Raw genomic sequence first — 15,939 nt, 5'->3', positions numbered from 1 at the left:
GAACGGGCCTTGCCATGCCTCTCTTGTAGCAGTGTCGCTCTTGGATAGCGACGGCGGAGCCAACGACATCAAAATGTCATTTGCCTGCCCTAGATTGGTTTCAGTCTTGCTGAACTAGACCAACTGACCTGCGTAAGGAGCTTCTGATGAGACGACTGCTGCTGGCTTCACTGCTGGGATCGGCAATCGCCGTGGCGACATCGGCGAACGCTGCTCAAACGGACCTGAAAAGCCTTGAAGAGGCGGCTCGCGCAGAAGGTGAGGTCAACAGTGTCGGGATGCCGGACAGCTGGGCCAACTGGAAGGACACCTGGCAGGATCTGGAGAAGAAATACGGCGTCAAACACATGGATACCGACATGAGTTCGGCCCAGGAAATTGCCAAGTTTGCCGCCGAGAAAGACAACGCAACGGCCGATATCGGTGACGTCGGCGCGGCATTTGGGCCGATCGCTGTACAGCAGGGCGTGACGCAACCCTATAAGCCGACCACCTGGGAGCAGATCCCGGTGTGGGCCAAGGACAAGGATGGTCATTGGATGCTGGCATACACCGGCTCGATTGCCTTCATCGTCAACAAGCAGCTGGTGGACAAGGCGCCGACCTCCTGGACCGAGCTCAAGGAGGGAAAGTACAAGGTCGCTATCGGTGACGTCAGCGCAGCCGCGCAGGCTGTAAACGGCGTGCTGGCAGCCGCCATCGCCAACGGGGGCGACGAAACGAACATCCAGCCGGGCCTGGATTATTTCGCCGAGATCGCCAAGCAGGGCCGCCTGTCCTTGTTGAACCCGACGATCCAGACGCTGGAGCGTGGCGAAGTGGAAGTCGGTGTTGTCTGGGACTTTAACGGCCTGTCCTACCGGGACCAGATCGACCCTAGCCGCTTCGAAGTGCTGATTCCTTCCGATGGTTCGGTAATTTCTGGGTATACGACCATCATCAACAAGTGGGCCAAACACCCCAACGCCGCCAAACTGGCGCGCGAGTACATCCTTTCCGACGCCGGCCAGATCAACCTCGCCAAGGGCAACGCAAGGCCGATTCGCGCCGAGCACCTGACTTTGCCGGCAGAGGTTCAGGCCAAGCTGCTGCCCAACGAGCAGTACGTCAAGGTCAAGCCCATCAAGAACGCCGAAGCCTGGGAAGCGACCTCCAAGGCACTGCCGCAGCAATGGCAGGAAAACGTGATCATCGAGATGGAGTGACGGCTGCGGTCTTGGATGACATATGCCTGAAGGAGCGAACTTGCCGTCGGAAACGCTGCAGGGCTATACGCGAGCAAGCTCGCTCCTACAAAAGCGATAGGTAGGGAAGGCAAGCATGGGCAAGGTCATTCTCGTGGTGCTCGACGGCCTGAGCTATGGAGTAGCCGAGCATGCGATGGGGCATCTTCAAGCGTACTGCATGGCCGGGCGCGCCGCGCTGTACCGGCTGCAATGTGAGCTGCCCGCGCTATCCCGCCCGCTCTACGAGTGCATCCTCACCGGCGTGCCACCCATTGACAGTGGCATCGTACATAACGATGTGGTGAGACTGTCCAACGAGCGCAGCGTTTTCCATTACGCCCGCGAGGCGGGACTCAGCACGGCAGCCGCGGCCTATCACTGGGTCAGCGAGCTTTACAACCGCGCACCCTTTCATGCCGCGCGCGACCGTCACAGCGAGACCCCCGAGCTGCCGATTCAGCACGGACACTTCTACTACGAAGATCATTACCCGGATTCGCATTTGTTCGCCGACGCGGAAAGCCTTCGACTGCGGCATAACCCGGACTTCCTGCTCGTCCATCCGATGAACATCGACGACGCCGGCCACAAGCACGGCCTGGATTCGTCCCAGTACCGCAACGCTGCACGCCGCGCCGACATCCTCCTCGCCGACTCCTTGCAACGCTGGCTGGACGAGGACTATCAGGTGCTGGTGACCGCAGACCACGGCATGAACAACGATCGCTCGCACAACGGCCTGCTCCCGGAGGAGCGTGAGGTGCCGCTGTTCGTGCTGGGCTCGGCATTCAGCTTTGACCCAGCCGCAAGGCCAAAACAGACCGAGCTGTGCGGCACGCTGTGCGGACTGCTCGGCGCGGCTCACGATAAACCGCTGTGCCGGGAGCTGTTGAAATGACCGCACCACTTGAGAACAACCTCAAGACCGGGGCCATCGGCGACCATGCCGCTCCGATCGCGGAGGGCCGCAGGCCAGCTCGCGGCAAACACCTGGCGCTGCTCTGCCTGTTGCCGTTCACGGTATTTTTCGTCGCCTTTCAGATTGCTCCGCTGTTGTGGGTTGCGCTCAACAGCCTGAACACGGCGGATGGGTGGGGTCTGGCCAACTTCCAGAAAATTTTCGGCTCGAAGTTTTATCTGCAAGCCATCAAGCACAGCCTGCAGATCGCCTTCTGGTCGAGCCTGTTCGGTATCGTCATTGCGATACTCGGCAGTTACTCGCTGCGTCAGGTCGATTCCAAGCTACGCGACTTCGTCATGGCGTTCTCCAACATGACCAGCAATTTCGCCGGCGTGCCGCTGGCTTTTGCCTTTGTCATCCTGCTTGGCTTCAACGGGGCACTGACCCTCCTGCTCAAGCAGGCCGGGTTGATCGATGACTTCAACCTGTACTCCAAAACCGGACTGATAGTCCTCTACACCTACTTCCAGATCCCGCTGGGCGTGCTGCTGCTCTACCCCGCCTTCGATGCGCTGCGCGAGGACTGGCGCGAGTCGGCTTCCCTGCTCGGCGCGGGAACCTGGAGCTATTGGCGCCATATCGGCCTGCCGGTACTGACCCCGGCACTGTTGGGCACCTTCGTCATCCTATTGGCCAATGCGCTGGGCGCCTACGCCACGGTTTACTACCTCACCACCGGTAACTTCAACGTGTTGCCGATCCGCATCGCGGCCATGATTTCCGGTGATATTTCTCTGGACGCAAACATGGCCAGCGCCCTTGCGATGGTTCTTGTGGGCCTGATGGCAGTGATTACCGTGGCGCATCAGCTGCTGCTCAAGAGGAGCTACCATGCGGACCGCTGAGTCCAGTCGCGATGCGCTGTACCATCGGATGGTGGTCTGGCTGCTGTTCCTCATCCTGCTGCTACCCCTGGCAGCGACCTTTCTTTATTCAATCTCAAGCAGCTGGTCGGCGACCATCCTGCCGGACGGCCTGACCTTCGACTGGTACCTTCAATTATGGAGTGAAGAACGCTTCCTGCGGGCTTTCGCCCAGTCCTTGCTGGTTTGCCTGGGTGCATTGGCCCTGGCTGCTGCGCTGATCCTGCCGATGCTGTTCGTGGTGCATTACCACTTCCCGAAACTCGACGGACTGATGAATATCCTGATTTTGCTGCCCTTCGCGGTGCCGCCGGTGGTGTCCTCGGTCGGGCTGCTGCAACTTTATGGCTCGGGGCCGCTGCCGATGGTTGGCACGCCGTGGATCCTCATCGGGGCCTACTTCACCATCGCCCTGCCGTTCATGTATCGCGCCATCAGCAACAACCTGCAGGCAATCAACCTGCGAGACCTGATGGACGCTGCTCATTTGCTCGGCGCCAGCACCTGGAAGGCCGCGTTTCTGGTGGTGCTGCCGAATCTGCGCAAGGGCCTGATGGTATCGCTGTTTCTGTCGTTTTCTTTCCTATTCGGCGAGTTCGTCTTTGCGAACCTGCTGGTCGGTACGCGCTACGAAACCCTGCAGGTGTATTTGAACAACATGAAAAACAGCAGTGGTCATTTCAATAGTGCGCTGGTGATTTCCTACTTCTTCTTTGTGCTGGTTTGTACCTGGGCGGCGACAAGGATGAACCGGAACAAAGGAAGCCATACGAGGTGAGGGTTCGCGAGCAAGCACGCTCCTACAAGGGCGCGCAGCCAGTCCCTGATCTGCAGGAGCGCGCTTGCTTGCGAATGTCCCCGCCTAACTCCGCTCACCGCAACCGCCAAGCCACAACACGTGTTTACCACCGAGGGCAACCATGAGCTTTCTCAGCATTCATAACTTACATAAAGCCTTTGGTGACACGCGTGTCTTCAGCGATATCGATTGCGAAATTGCCAAAGGCGAGCTGATTACCCTGCTCGGCCCGTCCGGCTGCGGCAAGTCGACGCTGCTGCGCTGCATCGCCGGGCTGACCGAGGTGGATGGCGGCCAGATTCTGCTCGACGGCGAGGACTTGGTGCCGCTGTCCCCGCAGAAGCGACAGATTGGCATGGTCTTCCAGAGCTACGCGCTGTTCCCCAACATGACCGTGGAACAGAACGTCGCCTTTGGCCTGCGGATGCAAAAGGTTGCACGGGACGAAAGCACCCGGCGCGTGACCGAGGCGCTGGAGATGGTCGAGCTTAACGACTTCTCCCGTCGCTACCCCAGCCAGCTATCCGGTGGCCAATGTCAGCGCGTGGCTCTGGCGCGTTCGCTGGTAACGCGGCCTCGCCTGCTGTTGCTCGACGAACCGCTGTCAGCATTGGACGCACGCATCCGCAAGCACCTGCGCGAACAAATCCGCACGATTCAGCAGGAGCTGGGGCTGACCACCATCTTCGTCACCCATGATCAGGAGGAAGCGCTGACGCTTTCTGATCGCATCATGCTGATGAACGCGGGTCGGATCGTCCAGAGTGCGGATGCCGAAACGCTGTACACCTCGCCCCTGAATGCATTCGCGGCAGGTTTCATTGGCAACTACAACCTGCTCGCTGCGGATGTCGCCGCTCGCCTGTTGCAGAGGCCGGTCAATGCGCAGGTCGCGATCCGGCCAGAAGCCATCGCACTGTTAAGCACAGCCGAAGGCAACGCCGGAACGACCCCAGGAATCAGCGCCGTGATCAAGAGCCACAGCCTGCTTGGCAACGTGATCCGCTACCGCGTCCAAGCGCGCGACGTTGAGCTATTGGTAGACGTGCTCAACCGTTCCCCCGCTGACCTCTATCCCCATGGCCGCGAAGTAAGCCTTACTATCGACGCTTCGGCAATTCACGAGGTGGCTTGATGGCATTGGCAATTTTCGACCTGGACGAAACCCTGATCGACGGCGACTGCGCCAGTCTATGGGCCCGTGAGATGGCCAAGATAGGCTGGGTGGATGGGGAATCCTTTTTGATTAAGGATGCGAAACTGATGGCCGAGTACGCCTTCGGCAAGCTGGCGATGGAAGACTATATGGCGTTCAGCCTCGCACCGCTGGTGGGTCGGACAGCCGAAGAGGTCGAGCACGTCGTTGGCCCCTTTGTCGAGGATGTGATCGAGCCATTGATCTACAGCGACGCCATGCGCTGCATCGCCGAACATCGCAAGGCCGGGGACCGCATCCTGGTGATTTCCGCTTCGGCTGAGTTTCTCGTCAAGGCCGTCGCCGAACGGCTCGGGATCGACGAGGTTCTGGCCATACAGCTGGAGGAGCAGCACGGCTTCTACAGCGGCAATACCCTCGGTGTACTGACCTACCGTGAAGGCAAGGTAGCGCGGCTACGCGACTGGGCCGGAGCGGTCGGCGAATCGTTGGAAGGCGCTTATTTCTACTCGGACTCGATCAATGATCTGCCGCTGCTCGAACACGTGGCGCACCCATACGTGGTGAATCCTGACCCGCTGCTGCGCGAGCAGGCCGATGCCAGGGGTTGGCCCCAGCTGAGCTGGACCTGAGTCTCGGCCGGGGCCGACTCAGGCCTCGGCATTCAGAGGCAGCAGCACGCGGAACAGCGCGCCCTTGCCCTCTTCGCTTTCCACATGAATCCGGCCGTTGTGCGCCTTGACGATCTGCTCGGCAATGAACAACCCAAGCCCGAGCCCGGCGCTGCTTTCGCTGCCTTCGGCCCGCTCGAACTGACAGAAGATTCGCTCCAGGCTCTTCTGGCTAATGCCGATACCGTGGTCGCGCACCTCGATGCAGGCAACCGCTGCGGCGACACTGACGTTTACCTGCACCGGCTTGCCGGCGCCGTAACGCATGGCGTTGGTCAATAGATTAGCCAGCACCTGCTCGATACGAAACTCGTCCCAAAGGCCGATCACCGGTTCGGGGTGCTCAAACAGCAATGCGCACCCACTCGCTTCCATCTGAGGCGCGAAATTCTCTACCACGTTGGCTACAAGCTTTCCCAGATCCACCTGCGTCGGCCGGATCGACAGTTTGCCTGTGCGGATACGCGAGACGTCGAGCATGTCATCAATCAAGCGAATCAGGCTTTGAACCTGCCGTTCATCTTTGTCGACCATCTGTCGCAGCTTGTCCTCACTGAACGCAGCGACGTTCTTTCGGCCAAGCTGCAGCTTGCGCAATTGCACCTCAAGGATGAGGGTGTTGAGTGGCGTTTTCAGCTCATGAGATACGATCGACATGAAGTCGTCGCGCATCCGCACCGCATTCTCCAGCTCGGCCTTGGTGCTGCGCAGCTCGTCTAGGAGCACTTCCTGTTCGCGGCGGCTGCGCTCGAGTTGTTCAAGCTGACGTGCCAGGCGCTTGCGATTGCGGTACAGGTCGACGAACACGCTGACCTTGCTGCGCACTGCGTGGGTATCCAGGGGCTTCTGCATGAAATCGACGGCGCCGCTTTCGTAGCCCTTGAACGCGTAGTTGAGCTCGCGCCCGGCGGCGCTGACAAAAACAATCGGGATCTGCTTGGTGCGTTCGGTACCACGCATAAGCTCGGCCAGCTGAAAACCGTCCATGCCAGGCATCTGAACGTCGAGTATGGCCAGCGCGAACTCATGGCGAAGCAGCAACTCGAGTGCCTGCTCAGCCGACTCAGCCTGGTATACCCGGATGCCTGGGCCTTTCAGCAGCGCATCCAGGGCCAGCAGGTTCTCCGGCAAGTCATCGACTATCAGCAGGTTTGCTTCATCGGTGTGGTCGAGCATGGGTCACTCCAGTTCACGCAACAGTCGATGGATATCGCGCAAGGGCAAAATATAATCCGGCGCGAAGCGCTGGAGTGCTGCAAGTGGCATGGTCGGGACCTCGGCTTCGCCCGGGTCCTGGACTATGGTGAGGCCGCCGGCCTGCTGGATCGCCTCAAGGCCGGCGGCACCGTCCTCGTTGGCACCGGTCAGCAGAATGCCGGCGACACGCTCGCCCCAAACGTCTGCCGCCGACTCGAAAAGCACGTCGATTGAGGGTCTGGAGAAATGCATCGCATCGTCCTGGCTAAGCGACAAGCTCAGGTCTGCCTCGACCAGAAGGTGGTAACCCGGCGCTGCGAAGTAGAGCGTGCCACCAAGAACGGGCTCCTTGTCGCCCGCCTCCTTCACCGCCAGCTCGGTCTTGCGCTGGAAAATCTCCACCAGCTGCGTCGGCCCGGTTGGCGGTACGTGCTGAACCATCAGCAGGGGCAAACGATACGCTTGGGGCAACCCGCTAACCAACGCGCTGAGCGCAGCCAACCCGCCAGCGGACGCACCGATTACCACGGCATCGACGGGGCGTTCAGGCGGTTTGGAAAAGGCATCAGCGGCAGAGAGTGTCATAGTTTGCGGAACACCCTTTCCGGCTTGTCGAACGCCTCGAACTGTTCGGCATAGCCGGAAAATTCAACGGTTTCCTTGCTGCCGAGACCGAGAAATCCCCGGTGGCAGAGCGAGTCGTAGAACAGGCCGAAAGCACGGTTCTGCAGCGGCTTGTTGAAGTAGATCAGCACGTTGCGGCACGAAATCAACTGCGTTTCGGCGAAGACGCTATCGGTCGCCAGACTGTGATCGGCAAAGGTTACGTTCTCCTTCAGGGACTTATCCATGATTGCCGACTCATAGCCCGCCGTATAGTAGTCGCTCAGGCTGTGCTTGCCGCCGGCACGTTGATAATTGCCGGTGTACTGGCGCATGTTGTCGATGTTGAAAATGCCCTGGCGAGCCCGCTCCAGCGACCTTGGATTGATGTCGGTGGCATACAGGATGGTGCGATCGAGCAAGCCTTCCTCTTTGAGCAGGATGGCCATTGAGTAGACCTCTTCGCCGGTGCTGCAACCGGCAACCCAGATCTTTAGCGACGGATAAGTGCGCAGCACCGGGATCACTTGCTCACGCAACGCCAGATAGTAGCTTGGGTCGCGGAACATCTCGCTCACCGGAATGGTGAGGAATTGCAGCAGCTCCATGAACGCCTGCGGATCGTACAGAATCCGGCGCTGCAGCTCCGAGATACTGTCACAGTCCATCTGCTTGAGCGCCAGCAACACGCGGCGCTTGAGTGAGGCACTGGAGTAGTCACGGAAATCATAGCTGTAGCGCAAGTAGATCGCCTCGATCAGCAGCTTCAGCTCGATGGCCTGATTGCGGTCCGGCATGTCACAGCAGCTCCACTTTTGGCAGCCAGACGCGGATCAAGGAGAACAGGCGGTCCAGATCGATGGGCTTGGCCAGGTAATCGTTGGCACCCGACCGCAGGCAGCGATCCTGATCGTCCTTCATCGCCTTGGCGGTCACCGCAATGATCGGCAGTTTGGCGAAGCGGGGGTCCTTGCGGATCTCCTGCATGGCGGTGAATCCGTCCATCTCCGGCATCATGATGTCCATCAGCACGAGATCGATGTCGCCAACGTTCTGCAACTGAGCGATGGCCTCGTGACCGTTACGGGCGATCTCGATCAATGCGCCCTTCTGCTCCAGTGCGCTGGTCAGGGCGAAAACATTACGCACGTCGTCGTCGACTACCAGAATCTTGCGGCCTTCGAACGCCTTCTCACGGCTGCGGACACTTTTGAGCATCTTCTGCCGCTCCGGCGGCATATCGGATTCAACCTTATGCAGGAACAGCGTGACCTCGTCGAGCAGACGCTCCGGCGATCGTGCGCCCTTGATGATGATTGAACGCGAATACTTCAGCAGCGCGCCCTCTTCGTCGCGGGTCAGGTTGCGCCCGGTATAGACAATGACGGGCGGGAAGGAGCAGATGTCTTCACGCGCCATGCGTTCGAGCAACTCGTGGCCGTCCATGTCCGGCAGCTTGAGATCGATGATCATGCAGTCGAACACGGTGGAACGCAGCAGCTCTAGGGCCTGTTCGCCGAACTCCACGGCGGTGATCTCAATGTCAACATCCTCGATCAACCGCGATACGCTTTCACGCTGACGGGCATCGTCTTCGACCAGCAGGATACGTTTGACCTTCTGCTCCAGCTTCGCCTCGAAGCGGCTGAATACGGCTTTGAGGTCTTCGCGGGTGGTAGGTTTGGTTGCGTAGCCGATTGCGCCCATTTGCAGCGCGGCTTCCTTGCGGTCTTCTACCGACACGATGTGTACGGGTATGTGTCGGGTGATGGGGTTTTCCTTGAGCCGTTCGAGTACGGTCAGACCGGAATGATCCGGCAGCCGCATATCCAGCAGGATCGCATCGGGACGGTACTGCACAGCTGTGTCGAATCCGTGATCTGCGTTTTGTGCAATTAGGCAGCTGTACCTCAGTTCGTGTGCCAGATCGCGCAGAATGCCTGCAAATTGCGGTTCGTCTTCGATCACTAGCACCGAACGATCGAACGGAAAACCATCCCGGTCGTCCGCCAGGCTCTGCTCGCTGTCTTCCAGCGTCCGCACCGGCATCGAGGCGATTGGTGTCAGCGATGCGGGCAACGACGGGATTTCGATTGGCTCCAGTTCAGGCAAGACCCCAGTTTCCTGAACGTCTACCGGGGCCCTGTAATTCTCCGGAACGATCAGCGTAAACAGACTGCCGGCCCCCGGTTCGCTGGTTACTTCAATGGTGCCGCCCAACAACTGAGCCAGCTCTCGGGAAATCGACAGGCCCAGCCCAGTCCCGCCATAGCGGCGGTTGGTGGTGCCGTCGGCCTGGCGGAAGGCCTCGAAGATGACTTCCTGCTGATCGGCTGGGATGCCGATGCCTGAATCCCGCACGGCGAAAGCGAGCTGCTCGCCATGACGGGTTACCCGAAGCTCCACCGAGCCCTTCTCGGTGAACTTGAATGCATTCGACAGCAGGTTCTTGAGAATCTGCTCCAGTCGCTGGCGGTCGGTATAAAGGCTCGGCGGCAGGTCGGCGGCAAGCTCGACGTTGAACTGCAGCGCTTTTTCCAACGCCTGCGCCAGAAACAGGCTTTTAAGCCCATCGACCATCCGTGTCAGGACGACCAGCTCGGGATGAACGTCGAGTTTGCCCGCCTCGACTTTCGAAATATCCAGAATGTCGTTGATCAGGTTGAGCAGGTCGTTGCCGGCGGAATAGATCGAGCGGGCGAACTGCACTTGGCCCTCATGCAAATTCCCGTCAGGGTTGTCCGCGAGCAGTTTGGCAAGAATCAGCGAGCTGTTCAGCGGCGTGCGCAGCTCGTGGGACATGTTGGCCAGAAACTCGGATTTGTAACGGCTGGCGCGTTGCAGTTCCTCGGCGCGCTCTTCCAGCATCAACTGCACTTCATGCAGGCGATTGTTCTTGCGGTCCATCTCGTCGCGCTGACGCGCGAGTTCTTCGGAGTGCTCTGCAAGCTGCTCGTTGGTCTGTTCGAGCTCGGCCTGCTGCTCTTCCATGTGCGCCTGCGACTCGCGCAGCGCGTTGGACTGTTCCTCGAGTTCCTCGTTGGCCGCGCGCAGCTCTTCCTGCTGCACCTGCAGTTCCTCGTTGAGCTGCTGAGTCTCCGCCAGCATGCGCTGCAGTCTCTGACGGTAGCGCGCGGCCTCGATGGCTGAGCCAATAGTCTCGCTGACCCGCCGCAGCAACTCGCTGTCCTCGTCCTGCAAGGCTCGCAGGAAGCCAACTTCCAATACGGCGTTGAGCATGCCGCTGTCTTCCACCGGGAAGATCAGTACGGAGCTAGCATCGGCGCTACCCAACGCAGAGCTGACAGTCAGATAACCCTGCGGCAGGTGGTCGAGCTGCATCACCCGGCGCTCCAACGCGACCTGGCCCACCAACCCCTCGCCAAACTCAAGCGTGCGGCCGGCATTCAACCGGTCCCGATCCCAGCCGAACTCAGCGACTCGCTGCAGCTTGCCGTCCTGCGTGACATAGAGTGCACCGACTACCACGCCGATGTATCGCGCGAGGAAGCCAAGCACGTTCTGGCCCAGCGTCGGCAACGCCTGCTCGCCGATCATCGATTCGCTGAGCTGGGTCTGGCCGGTCCGATACCAGGCCTGCTTTTCCAGTGCGGCGGCATGCGTCTGTTGCTGTTGGAGCGACTCGGAATAGCTATCGGACAAACTGATCAGATCGCGCCGCCCGAAATAGACCAGCAGCCCGCTGAAAATCAGGCTGAACAGCAGGAAACCGCCGATCAACGCGGTGGTGATCACTTCCGTTTTATCGGTACGTTCGGCTCTGATTTGCCTTTCGTAAGCGATGAATTCGTTGAGCAGCCGACGCTGCTCCTCCTTGAGTTCCAAGCCGTTCTTGCTGCGCACGTACTCCACGATCGGCTCGTTTCGGGCCCGGCGTTCGATCGCTTCTTCGGCAAAGGCGACCCAATTGTCATGCAGCCGAGCGATGCGTTCGACCCGATTCAGCTGTACCGGATCATGACCTGCATACTCTGCCATCTGCTCCAGCTGGCGGTCATAAACGGGGAGCGCACTGCGGTAAGGTTCAAGAAAGACATCCTCTCCGGCGATCAGGTAGCCACGCATCGAGGCTTCAAGATCACCCATCACTTTCAGCATGTCGTGAGCGTAAGCAACGCCTACGACGGAGCGCTCGACCCAGTGACTGACGTTGAGCAGAAAGTAGACGATGGCACTGAAGAAGAACGCACTGAGAAAACCAAAACCAAGGGGCACCGCCACGTTGCGGTTGAGGATGCGCTTGAAGTGGTTCTGATCGATGAATGTATCGCCCATCTGGTTTCCTTCCCGGGTGCGCCAATGGCAGGCACCCACAGCAGTACGCGGACCAATGCAGGGTATTAAGCCATGCACTGATCCCGACACGTTCAAGGTGAATCGCGTGAAATAGCCGCTCACGCAAGCAAGTCAGCCGGGGACTTTACACCGCCTCGCTTGCAAGCACAAAAAAGCCCGGCCGAATGGCCAGGCTTCTGGTTCGATATAACGCTGGTCAGCGGCGAGCGATCACCCAGACGGCGTGAATGATGCCTGGGATATAGCCCAGCAAGGTCAACAGTATGTTCAGCCAAAAGGCGCCACCCAGGCCGACTTGCAGGAAGACCCCCAGCGGCGGCAGCAATATCGCGATGATGATGCGGATCAAGTCCATCGTGGTTCCCCTTAGGTCTGGTTTTTGGCCAGTAGGCCTACTGTAAATCGACCGAATAGCCGGAAAGGGGTTCCTTTTGGCGGGAATCCGGACACTGGCCGGGCCATGTTGCCCGGCTGTATCAATGGCGCAACCGCAACCGAGACGGGCGCCATTGCAAGGATCCGTTAGCGACCGTTTGAGTCGCCAGGGGCACCTGAGAGGTGCGAACGAGAGAGAACGCGGCTGGCCTTGTAATGGGGGCCAGCTGGATGCGTCGATGCCGCCTGCCTTGTGAGCCGTGCGCAACGCCAAGCAATATCGCTTCGGCGGGCGGACTATCGCAAATGCACTCGGCCGCGGCCATACGCGGAAGGTCGAAGATGAGGTTCGACTCGCCGGAGCGCGAAGCTAAGAACGACCCGGTGTTTCGGGCCTGTTGCGCTTGCGCCTGATGTTGACCCATGACAGCACGGCCAGCGCCAGCATCAACCCTGTCATGTTGTAGTTGCCGATGGCCGCGTATCCCAAAGCCGCCAACGAACAAGCGATAAAACCGACCCACCGCACATAACCCATCATTGTTCGCACTGCGCCGCTTAAACGGTCCTCGTCCTGCCGCCCCATCAAACCGCCCCCGCCCGCATGCGCTCCAATTCCTTGGCATCATGGCTGCAGAACAACGTCACGTCATCCTTGTGCTCCAACGACAGGGTCCACAAGCGATGCTGATTGGACAGGCGGGCCGGTCGATCCACCTCCATCATTCGCTGGTACAAACGCAGCCCCGGCGTGCAGTGACGCTCGGTCTGACCAACCTCGTCTCGGTAGAAATAGGCGTCACCGGCGTGCAGCAACCAGCCGCTGTCGGTCTGCAACGCAACGCCAGCATGACCGTGTGTATGTCCCGTCAATGGAATGAGCAGGATTTCGGGCGGCAGGCCACGCAGCTCACGCACCGCCTGGAAGCCGAACCAGGTATCTCCGCCTGGCTCGTAGAACTGCCAGTTACGCACCTCGTCCCACTGTTGATGACGATAGCGACGGTGGCCGAGAAAACTGTGGGTGGAGCGCGCCGCGTCCATCTCACGCTGCAGAACATGAACCTGGGCGTTCGGAAAGTCTTCCAGCCCACCGGCATGGTCGAAATCCAGGTGCGTCAATACGATGTGTTGCACGTCGTCAGGGCTGAAGCCGAGGTGGCGCACCTGTTCCAGCGCGGTGAAGCGACGCTCGAACTTGATGTTGTTAAAGGCGATGAAAAAGCCGCTGAGGCGCTTGCGCGGTTCCAGTACGTCACAACTGCCAAAGCCGGTATCCACCAGCACCAGCCCGTGCGTGTCGGTCTCTATCAAAAGACAATGGCAGACCAGGCTCGCGGTAAGCCCGGCGCTGAAGCCGTCGAACAGCTTGCCACCTACTGGGCACATGCAGCCGCAGTTGAGATGATGGACGCGCATACAAACCTCCTCGGGACCGGGAATATCGCCAACGATCAGGCTACGTTGTCGCCCCGGAAATTCTGCCTCGTACCAGTGTGAGGCCCAGCAGCGTTGCAGAGTTCAGGCGCGCCGCCCCTTCACCGATGACATGAGCCATTATCGGCTCCGCAGGGAACCTCCGACAGGCTGAACTATCCTCCTAGAACTGTAGCAATCCCTCCCGGCCGAAAACGCGAGGTCACGTTCAATGTGCCGTTACGCCGTCCCACGCCTCCTCTGGCTGATGCTGTTGCTGGCCTTCGCAGGCGCCAGCCATGGAGCCGGCCCGATCATGGTGCTGCGTGTCGATGGGGTCATCGGTCCAGCCAGCGCCGACTATGTTATTCGGGGAATCCAGCGAGCCCAGGATGCCGAGGCCCAGCTGGTCGTGCTGGAACTCGACACACCCGGCGGGCTGGACATTTCGATGCGCGGCATCATTAAGGAGATGCTCGCAAGCCCGGTGCCGATTGCCGCCTATGTCACCCCTAGCGGTTCGCGGGCAGCCAGCGCTGGCACTTACATGCTCTACGCCAGTCACATCGCCGCCATGACGCCTGGCACTAACCTGGGCGCTGCCACACCGGTGCAGCTCGGCGGAACGGGAGGCGAACCGCTACCCGACGCCGAGAACGACGCCAAACAGAGCGGTGACCCGATGACACGCAAACAGGTCAACGACGCGGCAGCCTATATCCGCGGCTTGGCACAGCTACGCGAGCGCAATGCCGCATGGGCAGAGCAAGCCGTGCGCGAAGCGGTCAGCCTGTCGGCCAGTGAGGCGCTGGCAAGGAATGTGGTGGATTATCTAGCCACCGATCTGGATGACCTGTTGACCAAACTGGACGGCAAGACCATCCAGACCACTGCAGGCGCTCGAACCTTGCAGACTGCTGGCGTGGCCGCCGAACGCCACGATCCGGACTGGCGGGTGCGCTTGCTGGCAGTGATCACCAACCCCAGCGTGGCGCTGATCCTGATGATGATCGGTGTCTACGGCCTGATCTTCGAATTCTCCAACCCTGGCACAGGCGGCGGTGGCGTAATCGGGGGCATCTGCCTGGTACTGGCGTTGTTTTCGTTGCAGCTGTTACCGGTCAACTACGCCGGCATCGCACTGATCCTGCTGGGTCTCGGGTTCATGATCGCCGAGGCCTTCATTCCCAGCTTCGGTGTGCTCGGCCTGGGCGGCGTGGCGGCATTTGTCACCGGCTCGGTGATTCTGATCGATACGGACGTACCGGGTTTCGGCATTCCGCTGGCTCTGATCGGCACGCTCGCCGTCATCAGCGCATTGCTGATCTTCGTTATCGTCAGCATGGCGCTCAAAGCGCGGCGCCAACCGGTGGTCAGCGGCGATGCCGAGCTGATCGGTACGCTGGCCCGCGTCACTGGGATCAAGGCCAGCGAGCCTGCAACTGGCTGGGTGCAGCTGCACGGCGAGCACTGGCAAGTGGGGGCATCGGCGCCGCTGCGAGTAGGTCAACAGGTTCGCGTGGTGGCGAGACGCGGCTTGAAACTGGACGTGACGGCCATCGATGAGCAGTCAACCGAGAAGAGGTGAAGCATGGGTTTTGAAATGGGTTTTATCGTCGTAGCGGTGCTGGTGATTGCGCTACTGGCCTCTACGTTCCGCATCTTGCGCGAATACGAGCGCGGCGTCGTGTTCCAGCTAGGACGCTTCTGGAAGGTCAAGGGGCCAGGACTGATCATGATCATCCCCGGTATTCAACAGATGGTTCGGGTCGACCTGCGTACCTTGGTATTGGACGTACCGACCCAGGACGTGATCTCGCGCGACAACGTCTCGGTCAAGGTCAACGCGGTGGTGTATTACCGAGTACTGGACGCAGAAAAGGCGATTATCCAGGTCGAGGATTACCACTCGGCGACCAGCCAGCTGGCCCAGACCACCCTGCGCGCCGTGCTTGGCAAGCATGATCTGGACGACATGCTGGCCGAGCGTGAGCAGCTCAACAACGACATTCAGCAGGTACTGGACGCCCAGACCGATGCCTGGGGCATCAAGGTCGCCAATGTGGAAATCAAGCACGTGGACCTGGACGAATCGATGATCCGCGCCATTGCCCGTCAGGCCGAGGCGGAACGCGAGCGTCGGGCCAAGGTCATTCATGCTGAAGGCGAACTGCAGGCATCGGAAAAACTGATGCAGGCGGCCGAGATGCTCGGTCGCCAACCCGGCGCGATGCAACTGCGTTACATGCAGACGCTGAGCAACATCGCCGGCGACAAGAACTCGACCATCGTCTTCCCGCTGCCCATGGAGCTGCTACAAGGCCTGGGCAACCTCACCAAGAAACCTGAGTAGAG

General features: G+C 60.0%; 15 protein-coding genes. 8 read left to right on the top strand and 7 right to left on the bottom strand.

The window, feature by feature from the left end; genetic code table 11:
* Positions 1-146: 146 nt before the first annotated feature.
* From JQR87_RS02255 to JQR87_RS02230, 6 genes are all read left to right on the top strand, one after another.
* Positions 147-1,205: an ABC transporter substrate-binding protein gene (locus JQR87_RS02255; protein WP_407293003.1), complete on the top strand. Its 1,059-nt coding sequence runs from the start codon at positions 147-149 to the stop codon at positions 1,203-1,205.
* A 115-nt stretch (positions 1,206-1,320) separates the two neighbouring features.
* Positions 1,321-2,124, top strand: coding sequence for an alkaline phosphatase family protein (locus JQR87_RS02250; RefSeq protein WP_407293007.1), 804 nt, complete (start codon positions 1,321-1,323; stop codon positions 2,122-2,124).
* Positions 2,121-3,032: an ABC transporter permease gene (locus tag JQR87_RS02245; protein ID WP_407293009.1), complete on the top strand. Its 912-nt coding sequence runs from the start codon at positions 2,121-2,123 to the stop codon at positions 3,030-3,032. The genes JQR87_RS02250 and JQR87_RS02245 overlap by 4 nt, the downstream gene beginning before the upstream one ends.
* Positions 3,019-3,828, top strand: coding sequence for an ABC transporter permease (locus JQR87_RS02240; protein WP_407293011.1), 810 nt, complete (start codon positions 3,019-3,021; stop codon positions 3,826-3,828). The genes JQR87_RS02245 and JQR87_RS02240 overlap by 14 nt, the downstream gene beginning before the upstream one ends.
* Positions 3,829-3,970: 142 nt before the next feature.
* Positions 3,971-4,984 (top strand): ABC transporter ATP-binding protein, encoded by a 1,014-nt coding sequence (locus tag JQR87_RS02235; RefSeq protein WP_407293012.1) that lies wholly within the window; start codon positions 3,971-3,973, stop codon positions 4,982-4,984.
* The gene (locus JQR87_RS02230; protein ID WP_407293015.1) at positions 4,984-5,637 is read left to right on the top strand and encodes an HAD family hydrolase; all 654 of its coding nucleotides are present in this window, start codon (positions 4,984-4,986) and stop codon (positions 5,635-5,637) included. Before JQR87_RS02235 ends, JQR87_RS02230 begins: the two co-directional genes overlap by 1 nt.
* Before the next feature lie 18 nt (positions 5,638-5,655).
* On the opposite strand, the gene JQR87_RS02225 is transcribed toward JQR87_RS02230, so the two are convergent.
* The 7 genes from JQR87_RS02225 to JQR87_RS02195 all read right to left on the bottom strand — a co-directional run bounded on the left by JQR87_RS02225 (position 5,656) and on the right by JQR87_RS02195 (position 13,587).
* Positions 5,656-6,852, bottom strand: coding sequence for a hybrid sensor histidine kinase/response regulator (locus JQR87_RS02225; RefSeq protein ID WP_407293017.1), 1,197 nt, complete (start codon positions 6,850-6,852; stop codon positions 5,656-5,658).
* A 3-nt stretch (positions 6,853-6,855) separates the two neighbouring features.
* The gene (locus JQR87_RS02220) at positions 6,856-7,458 is read right to left on the bottom strand and encodes a chemotaxis protein CheB (protein WP_407293019.1); all 603 of its coding nucleotides are present in this window, start codon (positions 7,456-7,458) and stop codon (positions 6,856-6,858) included.
* The gene (locus tag JQR87_RS02215; RefSeq protein WP_407293021.1) at positions 7,455-8,273 is read right to left on the bottom strand and encodes a CheR family methyltransferase; all 819 of its coding nucleotides are present in this window, start codon (positions 8,271-8,273) and stop codon (positions 7,455-7,457) included. The genes JQR87_RS02220 and JQR87_RS02215 overlap by 4 nt, the downstream gene beginning before the upstream one ends.
* Before the next feature lies 1 nt (position 8,274).
* Positions 8,275-11,772 (bottom strand): response regulator, encoded by a 3,498-nt coding sequence (locus JQR87_RS02210; RefSeq protein WP_407293023.1) that lies wholly within the window; start codon positions 11,770-11,772, stop codon positions 8,275-8,277.
* 217 nt (positions 11,773-11,989) lie between these two features.
* Entirely contained in the window at positions 11,990-12,148 is a 159-nt protein-coding gene (locus tag JQR87_RS02205) for a YqaE/Pmp3 family membrane protein (RefSeq protein ID WP_122163549.1), read from the bottom strand.
* A gap of 390 nt (positions 12,149-12,538) precedes the next feature.
* Positions 12,539-12,754, bottom strand: a complete 216-nt coding sequence (locus JQR87_RS02200) for a hypothetical protein (protein ID WP_407293026.1) — start codon at positions 12,752-12,754, stop codon at positions 12,539-12,541.
* Positions 12,754-13,587 (bottom strand): MBL fold metallo-hydrolase, encoded by an 834-nt coding sequence (locus JQR87_RS02195; RefSeq protein ID WP_407293028.1) that lies wholly within the window; start codon positions 13,585-13,587, stop codon positions 12,754-12,756. The genes JQR87_RS02200 and JQR87_RS02195 overlap by 1 nt, the downstream gene beginning before the upstream one ends.
* A gap of 229 nt (positions 13,588-13,816) precedes the next feature.
* On the opposite strand from JQR87_RS02195, the gene JQR87_RS02190 reads away from it, so the two are divergent.
* Positions 13,817-15,172, top strand: coding sequence for an NfeD family protein (locus JQR87_RS02190; protein WP_407293029.1), 1,356 nt, complete (start codon positions 13,817-13,819; stop codon positions 15,170-15,172).
* A gap of 3 nt (positions 15,173-15,175) precedes the next feature.
* Positions 15,176-15,937, top strand: coding sequence for a slipin family protein (locus JQR87_RS02185; RefSeq protein WP_407293031.1), 762 nt, complete (start codon positions 15,176-15,178; stop codon positions 15,935-15,937).
* Positions 15,938-15,939 lie beyond the last annotated feature (2 nt).

This window comes from Stutzerimonas stutzeri (assembly GCF_051028275.1).
GTDB lineage: Bacteria > Pseudomonadota > Gammaproteobacteria > Pseudomonadales > Pseudomonadaceae > Stutzerimonas > Stutzerimonas stutzeri_AS.
Note: the sequence above shows the minus strand (reverse complement) of the source record. Positions and strands in the feature narration are given on the sequence as shown.